The following is a 16,614-nucleotide window of genomic DNA, read 5'->3' as shown; positions in this document are numbered from 1 at the left end:
GTCACCTGCGCACACTGTCAAAGATCTCAATCACTTGCGGACCGTTTCCGTTTCCGCTTCAGAACATTTCGTTCCGAGTGAGCCGCTCATCTTACATCGTTTTTCCTGTCCGTCAACACCTTCAGCGAAGAATTTTTGCTGCCGGGTTTTTGGTGGAACCCCGCGTCGGAGAACGTCTCGACGGGGGAGGAAAATAATAGCGTGCCCCCCCAAATATGGGAAGGGGTGCAGACGATTTTTTTTCACTGCGATGACAAATGCACGGTTCGTTACATTCGCGCGCACCTATATAACGGGCCTACCTATCGAAGCGGCGACCACTGGCGCCTTTGCTATTTGCCCTAGCCAGCGCGGTTTCCGCAATCAATGCGCCAGCCGTTCGCTCGCACGGCCATCGGCTCTCGCCACGCCGCTCGCGAACAGCGATGCGTCCGGGAGCGCGGATTCATGTTGCGCACCGAACTCCCGCGCCATCAGAGCATGCTGTTCGTCTTTCCCGATGAGGGCCTGCGCTGGCTCTGGATAACGAACACGCTCAGCCCTCTGGATATCCTTTATTTCGACGGCGACCGTCGATGGGTATCCGTGCAGGGCCGATCCCGGTCCCAGCTACGCGAGCAACCGCCTCGCGCTACGTATTGGAGCTTCCCGAGGGAACGGCGGCAAAAATCGGTGCGACGGCGGGAGACGAGCTGGACATCGAAGGGGCCGTGGAACCGGTGCAATGATTTGCAGCTGCCAGGTCGTGTCGGCAGGGCACGCCGACGTGATACGGGATGAGCATGTCGGGACGGAGGTTTTCCAGGGCGTCCCAGTCGTCTTCGAACGGAATGAACTGCTGCATGGTGCTGCTCCTGCGTGGTCGCGCGCCATCGCTGCCGGCGTGCAGGAGCTATATAAGCAAACGGCCCGGTCCGTACGATGACGGAATCGGGCCGTTTGCGGGCAACGCGGAGAGCGAAATCAGTCGATTTCGATCATCTCGAAATCGTCCTTGGTCGCGCCGCAATCCGGGCACGTCCAGGTATCGGGCACATCGGCCCAACGCGTGCCGGGTTCGATACCTTCATCGGGAACGCCCAGCGCCTCGTCATAGATGAAGCCGCAAACGACACACATCCACTTGCGAAAGGTCCCGGTTTCGTTGGTGCTCTGATTCATCGCTGGATGGCTTGATATGGAGAATAAGAGGAGCATTCTCGCAACTCCCCCGCCGATGCGAAAGCGTATGGCCCCGTTTTTTCAGGATGGAACCGATGCATCCCCTACTTAAGGGCCGCGGCCTTTACGTGATTACCGATGGCCCCCGCCCGAATCTGCTGGAGGTGGTGGCGCTGGCCCTGGCCGGCGGCGCGAAGCTGCTGCAGTACAGGGACAAGACCACCGATCAGGCCCGTCGCCTCACCGAGGCGCGCGCCATTCGGGCCCTCTGCGCCGCACGCAAGGTGCCGATGATCGTCAATGACGACGTACAGCTGGCCCACGCCGCAGGCGCCGCGGGTGTCCATCTGGGCGAGGACGATGGCGACATCGCCGCCGCACGGGCCGTATTGGGGCCGGACGCCATCATCGGCGTGTCCTGCTACGACTCGGCCGCGCGTGCCCGCCAGTTGGCGGCGGCCGGTGCCGATTACCTCGCGTTCGGTGCGTTTTTTCCGTCGCCCACGAAGCCCCATGCACGACGCGCCTCGTTCGAACTGCTGCGACAGACCGCCGCGCTGGGATTGCCCCGGGTGGCGATCGGGGGCATCACGCCGGACAATGGCGGATCCCTGATCGACGCCGGCGCGGACTATCTGGCCGTGATTTCGGCCGTATTCGGTGACCCTGACGTACGCGGCGCCGCCGCGGGTTTCGCCCAACTTTTCACTTCGCATTGAGTGTCAACGATGACCACCAACCATGAGCTTTTCCAACGCGCGCAGCAGCTGATGCCCGGCGGCGTGAATTCGCCGGTGCGCGCCTTCAAGTCGGTGGGCGGCGAACCGTTCTTCACGGCGCGGGCCGATGGCGCCTATCTGTGGGACGTCGAAGGCAAGCGCTATATCGACTACGTGGGCTCGTGGGGCCCGATGATCGTGGGCCACAACCATCCGGACGTGCGGGAGGCGGTGGAGCGTGCGGTCAAGAACGGCCTCTCCTACGGCACGCCCTGCCCGGCCGAAGTGACCATGGCTGAAACGATCACGCGCCTGATCCCATCGATCGACATGGTGCGCATGGTCAACTCGGGCACGGAAGCCACCATGTCGGCGATCCGCCTTGCGCGCGGCGCGACGGGCCGCAACCTCATCGTGAAGTTCGAAGGCTGCTACCACGGCCATGGCGACAGCTTCCTGGTAAAGGCGGGCTCCGGCGCGCTCACCTTCGGCGTACCTACCTCGCCGGGTGTGCCCAAGGCGAATGCCGACCTCACGCTCACCCTTGCCTACAACGACATCGACGCCGCGGTGCGCTTGTTCGACGAACACGGCCATGACATCGCCGGCCTGATCATCGAGCCGGTGGCCGGCAACATGAACTGCATTCCGCCGAAGGACGGCTACCTGCAGGCATTGCGCGAGCTGTGCACGAAGCATGGCGCGCTGCTGATCTTCGACGAAGTGATGACCGGCTTCCGCGTGGCGCTGGGTGGCGCCCAGGCGTACTACGGCGTGACACCGGACCTCACCACCTTCGGCAAGATCATCGGCGGCGGCATGCCGGTGGGCGCCTACGGCGGCCGTCGCGATCTCATGCAGCAGATCGCGCCGGCGGGCCCGATCTACCAGGCCGGCACGCTCTCGGGTAATCCGGTGGCGATGGCCGCGGGCCTGGCCATGCTGGAGCTGATCCAGGCGCCGGGCTTCTACGACAAGCTCGCCGCGCGCACGCGCCTGCTTACCGATGGCCTGCAGGCGATCGCCGATGGCGAAGGCATCCCGTTCAGCACGAACCACGTGGGCGGCATGTTCGGCCTGTTCTTCACAGGCGAAACCGTGGGGAGCTACGCGCAGGCGACGGCAGCGGATACGGCGATGTTCAACCGCTTCTTCCACGGCATGCTGGAGCGTGGTGTGTACCTCGCGCCCTCGGCGTTCGAGGCCGGCTTCGTCTCCAGCGCACACAGCGAGCAGGACATTGCCGACACGCTGGAAGCGGCGCGCGGCGCGATGAAGGCGGCGCGCGCGGGATAAGCACATGCTTCGCTGCGTGCTGTTCGACCTGGACGAGGTGCTGGCCGACTACGATCGTTCGATCCGCGTCGGCCATCTGGCCCAGGCCATCGACAGCACGCCGGAAGCGGTATATGCAGCCATCTATCAGTCAGGCATCGAGGATGCGGCGGACCGTGGCGAACTGACGTCACAGGCCTACCTCGATGCGCTGGGGGCATATCTCAGGCGCCCGGTAAGCGTCGAGGCGTGGACAGCGGCGCGGCGCGAAGCCACCCGCCTCCGGCCCGAGCTGCTCGCGCTGGCGAAGTCGCTGGCGGAGCGCGTGACGGTCGCCGTGCTGACCAACAATAGCCTGCTGCTTGTACAGCAGCTGCCACGAATCGTTCCGGCACTGTTTCCTCTGTTCGAAGGCCGCTCCTTCGCGTCCGCCGAATTCGGCGCCAGCAAACCGGATCCCCGGGTCTACCTGAGCTGCCTTGCCCGCTTGTCGATGCCGGCGGACGCCACCTTGTTCGTCGACGACAACCTGTCCAACGTGGAGGGCGCGTTGCAGGCAGGTCTTTACGCCCACCACTATCAGGATCTGGCCGGCCTGCGGAGTACGCTCGCTCGATTCGACCTGCCCTGACTCTGTGCTGCTGAGGGCGCTGACAGTGACTGCAGCGCTATGCTGACACCATCGCGTGTCAGGGCTACAGCATGAGCGAACAGCCGCGGTCTTCCTCTGGCAGCACCCTCGCACCTGCGTCGAACCATGGTTGGCGGGCGCGCTGGTTCCACATCATCTTCGGTCACGGTGACGCCCCCGGACGACTGTTCGACCTGGTGCTGATGGTGGCGATCCTCTCCAGCATCCTGGTCGCCGTGCTGGACACGGTCGAAGACCTGCACGCCAGGATGGGCCACCTGTTCCTGATGCTGGAATGGGTCTTCACCATCGCCTTCACGGTGGAGTACGTGGCGCGCCTGCTGGTCGTCTCGCAGCCACGCCGCTACGCCTTCAGCTTCTACGGCATCGTCGACCTGGTCGCGGTGCTGCCGACTTACCTGACCCTGCTGGCCGCCGGCGGCCCGCACCTGATGGTGGTGCGCGCGCTGCGCATCCTGCGCGTCTTCCGCGTGCTGAAGCTGACCCGCTACGTAGGCGAAGCGGACATGTTGTGGGCGACTTTCCTGCGTGCCCGGCCCAAGATCTTCGTGTTCTTCAGCACCATCCTCACCCTGGTGCTGATCTTCGGCGCGCTGATGTACCTGATCGAAGGGCCGGAAAACGGCTATACCAGCATTCCACGCTCGATGTACTGGGCGGTGGTGACCATGACGACGGTGGGCTTCGGCGACATCACCCCGCACACGGCGCTGGGGCAGATGGTCACGTCGGTGATCATGCTGCTGGGCTACAGCATCATCGCCGTGCCCACGGGCATCTTTGCGGCGGAGCTGGCGACCGGCATCCGCCAGGCACGGCAACAGCAGGCCTGCGCGCAATGCCAGCTGCAGGGGCACCAGGCCGACGCGCGCTATTGCCGGGGCTGCGGGGCCTCGTTGCACGCGGACGAGTACGAAGGATGAGCCGGCCTTTGTAGGACCGGTACATGCGAGCCCGTTGAGATCTCGGCCGTTGTGGGAGCGCACCCTGTGCGCGACAAAACTACAGCGCGACACCGACGAGGCTCCGCAGTCGCCCACCGGGTGGGCTCCCGCAAAAGCAGCACCGTATGGCCGAGCAGGACTTTCTCTCCCTGTAGGAGCGCACCCAGTGCGCGAAAAGCCTGCAACGCGGTGACGACGAGGCTCTGCGATCGCGCACAGGGTGCGCTCCTACAAGGGAAGGTTTGCCTCAGCTGGCGAGGTAGTCGCGCAGGGCCGCCTCGAGCCGCGAGAGGCCTTCGGCGAGATCTTCATCGGTCAGGTTGAGCGGCGGCACGAAGCGCAGCACGTCCGGACCCGCCTGCAGCACCAGCAGGCCGTGCGCGGCGGCGAAATCGAGGATGCTGCCGGCCTTGCCCTTGTGGGTGTCCTTCAGCACCGCACCCAGCATCAGGCCACGGCCACGCACTTCGTCGAACAAGTCGAGCGAGGCGTTGATGCGCAGCAAACCTTCACGCAATGCCTGCGATTGGCGCGCCACGTTCGCCAACAGCTCGGGCGAGGACAGCTTGCGCAGTGCCACGCGCGCCACCGAGGCGGCCAGCGGGTTGCCGCCGAAGGTCGTGCCGTGGGCGCCGAACTGCATGGTTTCGGCCACCTTGGGGCCGGCCAGCATGGCGCCGATGGGGAAGCCGCAACCCAGCGCCTTGGCCAGCGTAACGATGTCCGGCGTGACCTCGTCCTGCACGTGGGCGAACAACGTGCCGGTGCGACCCATGCCGCACTGGATTTCATCCAGCACCAACAGCGCGTTGTGCTGATCGCACAGCTCACGCACGCGCTTGAGGAAACCGGGCGCGGCGGGCAGCACGCCGCCCTCGCCCTGCACCGGCTCCAGCATCACGGCGGCGACGTCACCGTGCGCGAAGGCGGCTTCCAGCTGCGCGACGTCGTTGAAGTCGAGGTAGCGGAAACCACCCGGCAGCGGCTCGTAGCCTTCCTGGTACTTCGGCTGGGCGGTGGCGGTCACCGCCGCCAGCGTGCGGCCATGGAAGGAACCGCGGAACGTGACGATGACGCGCTTGCCGGCTTCGCGACCCTGCGCGGTGGCCCACTTGCGCACGAGCTTGATCGCGGCCTCGTTGGCCTCGGTGCCCGAGTTGCAGAAGAAGACGCGCTGGGCGAAACCGGAGGCTTCCACCAGGGCTTCGGCCAGACGCAGCGGCGGCTCGCTGTAGAACACGTTGCTGGTGTGCCACAGCTTGTGCGCCTGCGTGGTGAGTGCCTCCAGCAGGTCGGGATCCTGATGGCCCAGCGCGTTCACCGCGATGCCGGCGCCCAGGTCGATGTATTCGCGCCCCTCCGTGTCCCACACGCGCGAGCCCTTGCCGTGATCCAGCACCACATCGCGCGGTCGATACACCGGCAGCCAGTAGCGCTTGCCGAGTTCGATCAGGGATTGGGCGGACGGGTCTTGCGCGTGCATGTCGTACTCCGGGCATCGTCCGGTGGGACGGCGCCATAGGGGGTTGAGGAAGTCGGATTCGGGGAACACCGCAGCGTGGTGCGGCGCGTCACGCATCGTAAGCCCTGTTTCCCCGCTTTGCACGGAGCGCATGGGACGCGGTGGCGCGGGAGGAGTGTCAACTTTCCCCTGTTCGCTGTGACTCAAATGTTACAACTCGCCAGAAACAGCACAACGGCGCGGCTTGCCAGCCACCATGGACGTTCCACCAGGGGCTTCGATGTAACACCTGCAAGACGCACCCGAACACCGGTTCGGGTCATCAACGGCCACACAGGCCGCTTTACTGCGCGATTTTCCCGGTTGGCACAGCGCTTGCTGCATATGCCTTGCACAGGCGGGAAGGGGGAAGGCCAGCTGCGACGACGCACCGATCACCGTGGCAGGGAAAACCACGGCGGCGGACAGGCAACGCCCCGGGATGGCCCCGGAGCAACGTCGGCGCGCCTATCGCAGCTGGCAACGGTACTTTCGATTCCTGCCGAGGATTTGAACGCACGAATGGTTCGACAGTCTTCCGCCGCAAGGCGGTCATGAGGGCGGTAACCCGGCAACCCCTGTGGCCGGGGCACCAACGGAAGCCCCCGGCCCGACCCCTGCGGGCCGGGGGCCTTCCTTTTCAGGTCATGGAATGTCCGATACGGGGTGAGCGGCGGATGCTTGCGGCCGCGCCGGCCGGTCAGGCGCCCTGCCAGTCACGCTGGAGCGAGCATCCGCCGCTCACCCCGCCACATCCGGCACCATCGCGGCTTGCGCCGCACTCCTTCGGATGATCGTTCAGCGCAGTTCGTCGAGCGCGAGCTGGTGCTTCTTGCACAGCCGGTAGATGGTCACGCGCGACACCTTGAGCCGTCGCGCGCACTCACTCACGTTGAAGCGGCTTTCGCGCAGGCACGCGATCACCGCGTCCCGCTCGGCCGCCACGCGCGTACTGCCCAGGCTGGAGCGCGCGGCCTGCTTGGTGAGCACATCGGCCAGGTCCAGATCGTTCACGCTGATGAGCGGATCCTCCGCCACTACCGCTGCGCGCTGCACGCGGTTGAGCAATTCGCGGACATTGCCGGGCCAGGCGAAATCGAGCATGGCGCGCCGGGCACTCGCGCTGAAGGCACGGGCACGGCTGGGATGCAGCTCGCGGAAGACATCGAGGAACCGCTGCGCCAGCAGCACCACGTCGTCCTCGCGTTCGCGCAGGGGCGGCATGCGCAGGCGTAGCACGTTGAGGCGGTAGTACAGGTCTTCGCGGAAGCGCCCCAGCTCCACCGCCTTTTCCAGATCGACGTGCGTAGCGGCAAGCACGCGCACGTCGAGCTTGATCAGCTGACTGCTGCCCACGCGCTCCAGCGTGCCTTCCTGCAGGAAACGCAGCAGGCTGGTCTGCGCGTCCAACGGCAGGTCACCCACTTCGTCCAGGAACACGGTACCGCCCGCGGCGGTTTCGAAGTGGCCGATGCGGCGCGCGTTGGCGCCGGTGAAGGCGCCGCGTTCGTGGCCGAACAGCTCCGACTGCACCAGGTTGGGCGGCAGTGCGCCGCAATTGATGGCCGCGAACGGACGATCCGCACGGGCCGACAAGCCATGCAGTGCCCGCGCCGCGACTTCCTTGCCGGTACCGGTCTCGCCGGTGATCAACACAGGCAGCTCGACCGGGGCGTACTTGCGGATGCTGGCCATGACGGCGCCAATGGCTGCGCTGCGTCCGGTCACGCCAATGTCGCTGGGCTCGGCCGTCAGTGGCTGGTCGCCGCCGATCCGCGCCAGGGCCTCGACCAGCCGGTCGACATCCACGGGCGTGGAGAAATATTCGATGCTGGCCTCGAGAATGCGGTCGATCAGCGGCTCATGCGCCGGCATTTCGGGCGGGATAAGCGCCACCCAGGGCAGCCAGGGGAGATCGGCCATCAGCTGCGCCATGGCCTGGATCGACGCCGGGTCGCCGTGCCTGAGGTCGGCCAGCGCCACCACCGTGTCGTTGTTGCGCATGCCCACACCGCCCTGGGTGTTGGCATCGGCCACGCGAATGATCCAGCCCGCTTCGGCCAGACCAGCGCGTTCCTCGCTGGCAGGCTGCCCGAACCAGACGACGCATCGCCTGGCTTCCTCCCTTAACACAGCCATGGCTTCCTCCCCTTCCCCTGGTAAGGGTTGCGGTTTCGGCCGGTAGCGACCCAGCAAGCTGGTCACCCCCCGGTTACCACGCCGTCGCGCCAAGCTAATCCGCGACTGCTACAAGAATGTGATATGGATCACACAATATACAACTGCAGGGCCAAGGGTCACCCTACAAAGGATGCAGTTGAGTTCGGACAGAAGCCGGAGCCCCAGCTACCGGCTAGCACCAATGGCGTAGGGGCCGCCGCCAATGGAGGTCGTGGCTGGCGCGGGCCTTACGGGATCACCAGACACCGGTATTGGGCATCGACGCCCAGGGCTCCTGCGGCGGCAGGTGACCATCCTGCAGCAGCTCCACCGAAACCAGGTCGGGCGAGCGCACGAAGGCCATGTGGCCGTCACGCGGCGGGCGATTGATGGTGTAACCCATCGACTGCAGGTGCGCGCAGGTGGCGTAGATGTCGTCGACCTGGAACGCCAGATGGCCGAAGTTGCGAGCCGTGCCGTAGTCCTCGGTGGAGCCCCAGTTGTAGGTCAGTTCCACCTCGGCATCCGGCGAACCCGGTGCCGCCAGGAAGATCAGCGTGAACTTGCCCGCTTCGTTCTCCATGCGGCGCATCTCCTTGAGGCCCAGCCCATCGCAGAAGAAGCGCAGGCTAGCGTCGACGTCGCGGACGCGGATCATGGTGTGGAGGTACTTCATGGTGTGCTCCTGGCGCCGGGGATGCGCCATCAAGGGGAAAGAAAAGTGCGGATGCGCGCGGCCAGGCCGTCGAGCACATCCGGTGATGCAGGAGCCGGCGGGTGGCCGGCATAGACGCGCAGCAAGCCGTCACCTACGCGACGCGGCTGCACGTGCAGATGGAAGTGCGGCACTTCCTGCCCACCCGCGGCGCCATTGGATTGCCACAGGTTGAGCCCCGCCGGATGGAAGGCTTCGCGCAGCGCCTGCGCCACGCGCACGCCCAACTGCATGACCTCGCCGGCCAGCTCCGGATCGATCTCGAAGATGGTGTCCACGTGCTGCCGCGGTATCACCAGCACGTGCCCTACGACCGCCTGGCGCAAGTCGAGGAAGGCCATGACACGATCCGTCTGCGCCACCACGCTGGCTCCGAGTCGGCCCGCGGCGATGTCGCAGAAGGGGCAGGCTGCCACCATCAATCCAGGAACAGATCCGGCAGCTGCGACTTCGTCGGATCCATCGCATAAGGCGACAGATCGGTGACGCCGGCGTCGCGCAGCACGTCCTCGTCGATGAGGAACTGACCCGAGAAGCCCTTGGCGGGGCGCGTCAACACCGCGTGCGCGGCGTCGGCAACGATCGTGGGTTTGCGGCAGCGATCCAGCGGCACACCGGGAATCAGGTTGAGCGCATCGGTGGCGATGATGGTGCGCGGCCACAGTGCATTCACTGCCACGCCCTGAGGACCGAATTCGCCCGCCAATCCCAGGGTGACGAAGCTCATGCCCATCTTCGCCAGCGTGTAACCGGTGTGCGCCGCCCACCACTTGGGATCGAGCGACGGCGGCGGCGCCAGCGTGAGGATGTGCGGGTTGGCGGACTTCAGCAGGTGTGGCATGCACGCCTGCGCGCACAGGAAGCTGCCGCGCGAGTTCACCTGCTGCATCAGGTCAAAACGCTTCATCGGCGTGTCGAGCGTGCCGGCCAGCCAGATCGCGCTGGCGTTGTTCACCAGGATGTCGATGCCGCCGAAGGCCTCCACGGTGGCGGCCACGGCAGCGTGCACCTCGTCCTCTTCACGAATGTCGCACTTGATCGGCAGCGCCTTGCCACCAGCTGCCTCGATCTCCGCCGCCGCACTGTGGATGGTGCCCGGCAGCTTGGGATTGGGCACGTTGCTCTTGGCGGCGATGGCGATGTTCGCCCCATCCCTTGCCGCGCGCAGTGCAATGGCCAGGCCAATGCCGCGCGAGGCGCCGGTGATGAAGAGGGTCTTGCCGGCCAGGCTGGTCATGAGGTGTGCGCCTTGTTCGAGGAAGGCCCAGTGTAGGAGCGCACCCAGTGCGCGAAAAGCCTATGGAGGGGAGCCACCCTGGCGCTGCCGTCGCGCACCGGGTGCGCTCCTGGAGGAAAATGCAGCGGGATCAGGCGCGCTGGAAACGCGGGAGGATATCGCGCAGCTCGGCCAGGCGACGCAGCGGGTCGGTGATCTCGAGCATGCGTTGCCGCTCCTGGTCGTGCAGCGGCAGCAGTTCGGCCAGGCGGAATCCAACCCATCCCGCATCGTCGTAAAGCTGGCGCGGTGCGTTGCGCCAGTGCGGGGCCATGGAGTCGATCAGCCGCTCGAGGATGGACGGCAACAAAGCCAGTTCCACCGGCACTTCATGTGAGGGCTCCGCCGGCCACAGCTCCACGTCGCCTCGCACCAGGCCATCGGATCGCACTCGCGCACGGGCCACGCGAAAGCGCTGGGTTCCCTCGGTGAGAATGCCCAGCAGGCCATCCTCGCGATTATGGAAATCGATGATGCGCGCGAGCGTACCCACGGCAGCAGGGGTCGCCGGGGCGCCGGCCTCCTCGCCTTCGAGAATCAGGCATACGCCAAACGACGATCCGGTGCGCGCGCATTCGCGCACCATGTCCAGATAGCGCGGCTCGAAGATACGCAGCGGCAACTGGCCACCGGGATACAGCACGGTGCCAAGAGGAAACAGCGGCAGGTCGAGGTAAGGCGTCTGGGCTGCCATGTCGCCAAGTCTAGCGGGTTCCGCGGCTTCAGCCGGGCGCGATGCCCTGTAGGAGCGCACCCAGTGTGCGAAAAGCCTACGGAGTGGTGACGCCATGGCTCTGCGGTCGCGCACTGGGTGCGCTCCTACAGAAAGGTGAGGGGCACCCTCAGGATTTGAGGGCTTCGGCAAAACGACGAGGTGCGCCTTCGAAGCCGCCGTTCGACATGAAGACCACGTGATCGCCAGGACGAACGTGGTCGCGCAAGGCGGCAATCAACGCGTCGACGGTCGGCACCGTGCTGCCACGCCCGTCCAGCGCACCCGTCACGCGGCTCGCGTCCCACGGCAATTCGGGGCGATGCAGGAACACCACCGCATCGGCATCCGCCAGCGACGGCGCAAGCGCTTCGGCATGCGCCCCCAGGCGCATGGAATTGGAACGCGGCTCCAACGCGACCACGATGCGCGACGCACCAACCTTGGCGCGAAGACCCGCGAGCGTCGTGGCGATTGCGGTGGGGTGGTGCGCGAAGTCGTCGTACACGCGCACGCCGCCCACGTCGCCTACCACTTCCATGCGGCGCTTCACGCTCTGGAACTCAGCAAAGGCCGGCAGCAGCGCGCGCGGATCGGCGCCTACGGCCGCTGCAGCAGCAAGTGCGGCCAGCGCGTTCATCACGCTGTGGTTGCCCAGCAGCGACCAATGGATCTCGCCCAGCAGTTCGCCCTTGCATCGCACCTTGAATGCGGAACCATCGGCCGCCAGCAGTTCCGCCTGCCAGTCGCCCTGCCCGATGCCGAAGGTTTCCACCGGCGTCCAGCAGCCCATGGCCAGTACTTCGGCCAGGTGATGATCGTGCGCGTTGACGATCAGCCGTCCGTTGCCCGGCACCGTGCGCACCAGGTGATGGAACTGGCGCTGGATCGCCGCCACGTCGGGGAAGATGTCCGCGTGGTCGTATTCGAGGTTGTTGACGATGGCGACGCGCGGGCGGTAGTGCACGAACTTCGAGCGCTTGTCGAAGAACGCACTGTCGTATTCGTCCGCCTCGATCACGAACGGCTTGCCCTCGCCCTTGCGTGCGGACACGTCGAAATTGCCGGGCACGCCGCCGATCAGGAAGCCGGGCGACAGCCCCGCGCTTTCCAGCAGGTGCGCCAGCAGGCTGGTCGTGGTGGTCTTCCCGTGCGTGCCGGCCACCGCCAGCACCTCGCGGCCCGGCAACAGCGTCTCGCCCAGCCACTGCGGGCCGGAGATGTACCGCAGCTGCTCGTCGAGCATGTATTCCACGGCGGGGTTGCCGCGCGTCATCGCGTTGCCAACCACCACCAGGTCCGGCGCGGGCTTGAGGTATTCGGCTTTATAGCCGTCCATCAAGCGGATGCCGAGCGACTCCAGCTGAGTGCTCATGGGTGGATAGACGTTGGCGTCGGAGCCTTCGACGGTGAGCCCAAGCTCACGCGCCAGTGCGGCGACGCCGCCCATGAAGGTGCCGCAGATGCCGAGGATATGCAGACGCATGCTTGACCTGTTCGCTGAAGCGGGGCGCGTGACCGCGGCCCTGAAACCATCGGGCCGCCTTGCGGCGGCCCGGAACATCAACCGTTGGCGGCAGCCGACTCGTCGGCGAGTGCGCGCTTGACGCGGGCAGTGACCTCGTCGAGCTCACCCACGCCGTTGACGACCTGCAGCTTGCCGCGGCGCTCGAAGAAATCGGCGACCGGCGCAGTCTGCTCGGCGTAGACCTTCAGGCGATCGCGCACGACCACCGGATCGTCGTCCTTGCGATGCTCCGCGGCAAAGCGGATCTCGCAGCGGGCGATGATGGCTTCGTTCGGCACGTCGAGCTTCACCACGGCGTCCAGCGGCTGACCGATCTTGGCCAGCAGGTGGTCCAGCGCATCGGCCTGGGCCAGGTTGCGCGGATAGCCGTCGAGGATGAAGCCGTTCTTCACATCGTCCTGCGAGAGGCGCTCTTCGAGCATCGCCAGCAGGATGTCGTCGGAAACCAGCTTGCCGGCATCCATCACCGCTTTCGCCATCAGGCCCGTGGGCGTGCCTGCCGCCACGGCCGCGCGCAGCATGTCGCCGGTCGAGATGTGCGGAACGCCGAGTTCCACCTTCAGACGCGCAGCCTGGGTGCCTTTGCCCGAACCGGGCGGACCAAGTAGGACGAGTCGCATAGTGCTCCAGAGGTATCCGCGGGCCACCGGCAACCGGAAGCCCCGCGGAAAGCGGAAAAGTAGGGTGCAAATTAGCTTCTGCGGGCGGTTCCGTCAAACGAGACCAGCGCCCCAATCGCGCCAAGTCACTGTTGCGAAAGGATTTGGCATCGACACACGAATGTCACGAAAAGACTTGCGCCGCCAGGATTAAGCTTTCGGGATTCACCCACGGAGAAAGACCCGCATGACGCAGCCCCGGATCCATATCGTCACGCTCGGCGTGAGCGACCTGCCCACCTCCCGTCGCTTCTACGAGGCGCTGGGCTGGAAGGCCTCCTCCGCCAGCAACGAGAACATTGCTTTCCTGAAGGGTGCCGCGGGCGTGCTTGCCCTGTACGGCCGCGCGGCACTGGCAGAAGACGCCCACGTCGAGGACCAGCCGGCGGGCTTTGCCGGCGTCACGCTGGCACGCAACGCCGGCTCCAAGGCCGAGGTCGATGCGTGGTTCGCCGCGGCCGTGGCAGCGGGCGCCCGTGCCGTGAAGCCGCCACAGGAGGCGTTCTGGGGTGGCTACTCCGGTTACATCGCGGATCCCGACGGACACCTGTGGGAGTTCGCATTCAATCCGTACTTCGTGTTTGATGAGCACGGCAACCTCGCCCTGCCGGATGAAACCCCATGACATCAGCATCCAAACCCCAAGGCCGTTTGCTTTATGCGCAATCCGGCGGCGTCACCGCCGTGATCAATGCCACCGCGGCCGGCGTGATCGAAGCGGCACGGGCGAAGGGCGTGCAGGTCTACGCCGCGCGCAACGGCATCCTCGGTGCGCTGCGCGAAGAGCTGATCGACACCGGCAAGGAAACCAAGGCCGCCATCGCCGCACTCCGTCACACCCCGGGCGGTGCGTTCGGCTCGTGCCGCTACAAGCTCAAGTCGCTGGAGGCGAATCGCGCCGAGTACGAACGCCTGATCGAGGTGTTCCGCGCGCACGACATCCGCTGGTTCCTCTACAACGGCGGCAACGATTCGGCCGACACCGCGCTGAAGATCTCGCAGCTCGGCAAGGCGATGAACTACGACATCCGCTGCATCGGCGTGCCGAAGACGGTGGACAACGACCTCGCCGTCACCGATTGCTGCCCGGGCTTCGGCTCGGTGGCGAAGTACACCGCGGTGTCCACGCTGGAGGCCAGCCTGGACGTAGCCTCAATGGCCGACACCTCGACCAAGGTGTTCATCCTCGAGGTGATGGGTCGCCACGCGGGCTGGATCGCCGCTGCCGCGGGCCTAGCCGGCGAAGGCGCGGATGCACCGCCGCACATCATCCTGTTCCCCGAACGCAGCTTCGACGAAGCGGCCTTCCTCGCCAAGGTGAAGGCCACGGTGGAGCGCGTGGGCTGGTGCACGGTGGTAGCCTCCGAAGGCCTGCTCAACGCCGAAGGCCAGTTCCTCGCCGAGGCGGGCACGCGCGATGCGTTCGGCCATTCGCAGCTGGGCGGCGTGGCGCCGGTGCTGGCCGCGTTGGTGAAGGAGAAGCTGGGCTACAAGTATCACTGGGCCTTGCCCGACTACCTGCAGCGCTCGGCACGCCACCTTGCCTCGAAGACCGACGCCGACCAGGCCTACGCGGTGGGCAAGGCCGCGGTGGACTACGCGCTGGCCGGCATGAATGCGGTGATGCCGGTGATCGTACGCACCAACGATGCGCCCTATCGCTGGAAGATCGAGGCGGCACCGCTGTCGAAGATCGCCAACCGCGAAAAGAAGATGCCGGCGAGTTTCCTCACCCGCGATGGTTTCGGCATCACCGCCGCAGCACGCCGCTACCTGGCCCCGCTAATCCAGGGCGAGGCGCCGTTGCCCTACGGCAAGAACGGCCTGCCGCAGTACGTGGCGCTGAAGAACGCCGCGGTGGCGCGCAAGCTCGAGCCGTTCGCGCGCTGAGCCTCAGCGCAGGAAGCGATCCAGGCTCACCCGGTAGTCGGCGTAGTCCTGGATCGTGTTGTGCCCCGCATCGGCCACCACCTGCAGCACGGGTGGCTGGCCGAAGGCGCTGACCAGCGCCCGGGTTCGCGCGGCGGGGATCACCTCGTCCTGTTCCGCCTGGATCACCAGCACCGGGCAATGGACGGCACTGGCGTAGCGCCACGATTCGAAGCGCTCACGCATCAGCGCATTCACCGGCACCCACGGGAAATATCCCGCGGCCACCCGCACCAGGCTGTCGAACGGCGTCACCAGCACCAGCCGCTCCACCGGCCTTTGCGCGGCCAGTTGCACCGCCACGCCACTGCCGAGGCTTCGTCCGAGCACCGCGACGGCCTGATGGTGCGGCGATACCTGGTCAAACAGCGCCATCGCATCGCCCACCAACGCGGCTTCGCCGGGCTGCCCCTCGCTGGCTCCATAGCCCCGGTAAGCCACCAGGTAGATCGTGCGATCGGGCAGCCCATGTGCGAGCTCGGCCCGTGAATCCTCGATGCGCTCGCCGTTACCGCCGAAATACAGCAGGGCCTTGCTGCGGCCCGGATTCACCACCCAGCCGCGCAGGGTCACGCCGTCGTGGCGCAGCTCGAAATCGGGCGCCTGCCGCACCGGCCACGTCGCTTCCGGGCGATAGACCTGCTGTCGCTGGCCCAAATACAGCGACAGGCACAGGCCGCCGTAGATCACCAGGCATAGCACCGCCAGCACCAGCACGCCCCGTACGAACATCGTCCTCTCCTTCCCGCTAGCTGACTGGCCGGTTCACCTGGATGAGCGATGGCTGAAAGCCCTCAGGGCGTGGATCGGAATCCACGCCCGGCGTTCAGACGCATCTTCCTACGATGCGCTCGCCTGACCAACGCCCCTGGGCGCGGACGGCACCACCGAGGAGGTTGCAATGAAGACCCTTACCAGCGCGCTCGTAGCCTTTGCCCTGCTTTCCGGCAGCGGAGCCGCCCTGGCCGATCCTGGGCACGACCATGATCGGAAGGGACATGGTCGCGACGATCATCATGATCGCGACCGCTGGCATGGTCATGACGAGCGCCGGGCTGACCGCGACCGCCACGACCATTGGGAGCGTCGCTACTACAGCGACCGTCACTACTACGGCCATCCGCGCTGGGCGCGTGGCTATCGCTACGACGGCCCGATGTACATCGTGAACGACTACAGCTACTACCGCCTGGCGCCGCCGCCGTACGGCTATCGCTGGGTGCGCGATGACGGCAACTACCTGCTGGTCTCCATCGGCGACAACATGATCCTGGATATGGTGATCCGCTGATCCACATCCTGTGAGCCAAACCGGGGCGGCACCGCGAGGTGCCGCCTTTTTTTGTGCGCCAATGCCGCAGTGCGTTGCGTCGCACAACACGA

The 16,614-nt window shown here is 66.0% G+C and carries 18 protein-coding genes and 1 pseudogene; 8 read left to right on the top strand and 11 right to left on the bottom strand.

Annotated elements, in window-relative coordinates; translation table 11 throughout:
- Nucleotides 1–366: 366 nt before the first annotated feature.
- Nucleotides 367–585: pseudogene (locus tag EPB08_RS21420) on the top strand (DUF192 domain-containing protein); the annotation flags it as partial.
- A gap of 46 nt (nt 586–631) precedes the next feature.
- On the opposite strand, the gene EPB08_RS21265 reads toward EPB08_RS21420, so the two are convergent.
- Nucleotides 632–844 (bottom strand): hypothetical protein, encoded by a 213-nt coding sequence (locus EPB08_RS21265; protein ID WP_229238319.1) that lies wholly within the window; start codon nt 842–844, stop codon nt 632–634.
- Nucleotides 845–963: 119 nt separating this feature from the next.
- The gene (locus EPB08_RS11875) at nt 964–1,161 is read right to left on the bottom strand and encodes a rubredoxin (RefSeq protein ID WP_038623276.1); all 198 of its coding nucleotides are present in this window, start codon (nt 1,159–1,161) and stop codon (nt 964–966) included.
- A gap of 95 nt (nt 1,162–1,256) precedes the next feature.
- Between EPB08_RS11875 and thiE the strand changes: the two genes are divergently transcribed.
- From thiE to EPB08_RS11855, 4 genes are all read left to right on the top strand, one after another.
- On the top strand, nt 1,257–1,880 hold the full coding sequence (thiE, locus tag EPB08_RS11870) for a thiamine phosphate synthase (RefSeq protein WP_130619302.1): 624 nt from the start codon (nt 1,257–1,259) through the stop codon (nt 1,878–1,880).
- 9 nt (nt 1,881–1,889) lie between these two features.
- The gene (gene hemL / locus EPB08_RS11865; protein ID WP_130619301.1) at nt 1,890–3,176 is read left to right on the top strand and encodes a glutamate-1-semialdehyde 2,1-aminomutase; all 1,287 of its coding nucleotides are present in this window, start codon (nt 1,890–1,892) and stop codon (nt 3,174–3,176) included.
- Nucleotides 3,177–3,180: 4 nt separating this feature from the next.
- The gene (locus tag EPB08_RS11860; protein ID WP_130619300.1) at nt 3,181–3,786 is read left to right on the top strand and encodes an HAD family hydrolase; all 606 of its coding nucleotides are present in this window, start codon (nt 3,181–3,183) and stop codon (nt 3,784–3,786) included.
- Between the two features lie 71 nt (nt 3,787–3,857).
- On the top strand, nt 3,858–4,730 hold the full coding sequence (locus tag EPB08_RS11855; RefSeq protein WP_130619299.1) for an ion transporter: 873 nt from the start codon (nt 3,858–3,860) through the stop codon (nt 4,728–4,730).
- 268 nt (nt 4,731–4,998) lie between these two features.
- Here EPB08_RS11855 and EPB08_RS11850 read toward each other — a convergent pair whose 3' ends face one another.
- The 8 genes from EPB08_RS11850 to EPB08_RS11815 all read right to left on the bottom strand — a co-directional run bounded on the left by EPB08_RS11850 (nt 4,999) and on the right by EPB08_RS11815 (nt 13,263).
- Nucleotides 4,999–6,234, bottom strand: a complete 1,236-nt coding sequence (locus EPB08_RS11850) for an acetylornithine transaminase (protein WP_130619298.1) — start codon at nt 6,232–6,234, stop codon at nt 4,999–5,001.
- An 816-nt stretch (nt 6,235–7,050) separates the two neighbouring features.
- Nucleotides 7,051–8,391 (bottom strand): sigma-54 dependent transcriptional regulator, encoded by a 1,341-nt coding sequence (locus tag EPB08_RS11845; RefSeq protein WP_130619297.1) that lies wholly within the window; start codon nt 8,389–8,391, stop codon nt 7,051–7,053.
- A 277-nt stretch (nt 8,392–8,668) separates the two neighbouring features.
- The gene (locus tag EPB08_RS11840; protein ID WP_130619296.1) at nt 8,669–9,088 is read right to left on the bottom strand and encodes a VOC family protein; all 420 of its coding nucleotides are present in this window, start codon (nt 9,086–9,088) and stop codon (nt 8,669–8,671) included.
- Nucleotides 9,089–9,117: 29 nt separating this feature from the next.
- Nucleotides 9,118–9,546 carry an HIT family protein gene (locus EPB08_RS11835; protein ID WP_130619295.1) on the bottom strand — a complete coding sequence of 143 codons (429 nt, stop codon included), beginning with the start codon at nt 9,544–9,546 and terminating at the stop codon, nt 9,118–9,120.
- The gene (locus EPB08_RS11830; RefSeq protein WP_130619294.1) at nt 9,546–10,364 is read right to left on the bottom strand and encodes an SDR family oxidoreductase; all 819 of its coding nucleotides are present in this window, start codon (nt 10,362–10,364) and stop codon (nt 9,546–9,548) included. The genes EPB08_RS11835 and EPB08_RS11830 overlap by 1 nt, the downstream gene beginning before the upstream one ends.
- 130 nt (nt 10,365–10,494) lie before the next feature.
- Complete coding sequence (locus EPB08_RS11825; protein ID WP_130619293.1) at nt 10,495–11,097, bottom strand: LON peptidase substrate-binding domain-containing protein; 603 nt, start codon at nt 11,095–11,097, stop codon at nt 10,495–10,497.
- A gap of 148 nt (nt 11,098–11,245) precedes the next feature.
- Nucleotides 11,246–12,601 carry a UDP-N-acetylmuramate:L-alanyl-gamma-D-glutamyl-meso-diaminopimelate ligase gene (gene mpl / locus EPB08_RS11820; RefSeq protein ID WP_130619292.1) on the bottom strand — a complete coding sequence of 452 codons (1,356 nt, stop codon included), beginning with the start codon at nt 12,599–12,601 and terminating at the stop codon, nt 11,246–11,248.
- Between the two features lie 77 nt (nt 12,602–12,678).
- Nucleotides 12,679–13,263, bottom strand: a complete 585-nt coding sequence (locus EPB08_RS11815; protein ID WP_130619291.1) for an adenylate kinase — start codon at nt 13,261–13,263, stop codon at nt 12,679–12,681.
- A 226-nt stretch (nt 13,264–13,489) separates the two neighbouring features.
- On the opposite strand from EPB08_RS11815, the gene EPB08_RS11810 reads away from it, so the two are divergent.
- Nucleotides 13,490–13,927, top strand: a complete 438-nt coding sequence (locus EPB08_RS11810; RefSeq protein WP_130619290.1) for a VOC family protein — start codon at nt 13,490–13,492, stop codon at nt 13,925–13,927.
- Entirely contained in the window at nt 13,924–15,192 is a 1,269-nt protein-coding gene (locus tag EPB08_RS11805; RefSeq protein ID WP_130619289.1) for a 6-phosphofructokinase, read from the top strand. Before EPB08_RS11810 ends, EPB08_RS11805 begins: the two co-directional genes overlap by 4 nt.
- Before the next feature lie 3 nt (nt 15,193–15,195).
- Here EPB08_RS11805 and EPB08_RS11800 read toward each other — a convergent pair whose 3' ends face one another.
- Entirely contained in the window at nt 15,196–15,963 is a 768-nt protein-coding gene (locus tag EPB08_RS11800) for an alpha/beta hydrolase (protein ID WP_130619288.1), read from the bottom strand.
- 169 nt (nt 15,964–16,132) lie between these two features.
- Here EPB08_RS11800 and EPB08_RS11795 point away from each other — a divergent pair, with 169 nt between their 5' ends.
- The gene (locus tag EPB08_RS11795; RefSeq protein ID WP_130619287.1) at nt 16,133–16,522 is read left to right on the top strand and encodes an RcnB family protein; all 390 of its coding nucleotides are present in this window, start codon (nt 16,133–16,135) and stop codon (nt 16,520–16,522) included.
- The last annotated feature ends 92 nt before the right edge of the window (nt 16,523–16,614 follow it).

It is taken from the genome of Dyella amyloliquefaciens, from assembly GCF_004296575.1.
Taxonomy (GTDB): domain Bacteria; phylum Pseudomonadota; class Gammaproteobacteria; order Xanthomonadales; family Rhodanobacteraceae; genus Dyella; species Dyella amyloliquefaciens.
The sequence above is the reverse complement of the archived record's forward strand: the minus strand, read 5'-3'. Positions and strand labels throughout refer to the sequence as shown.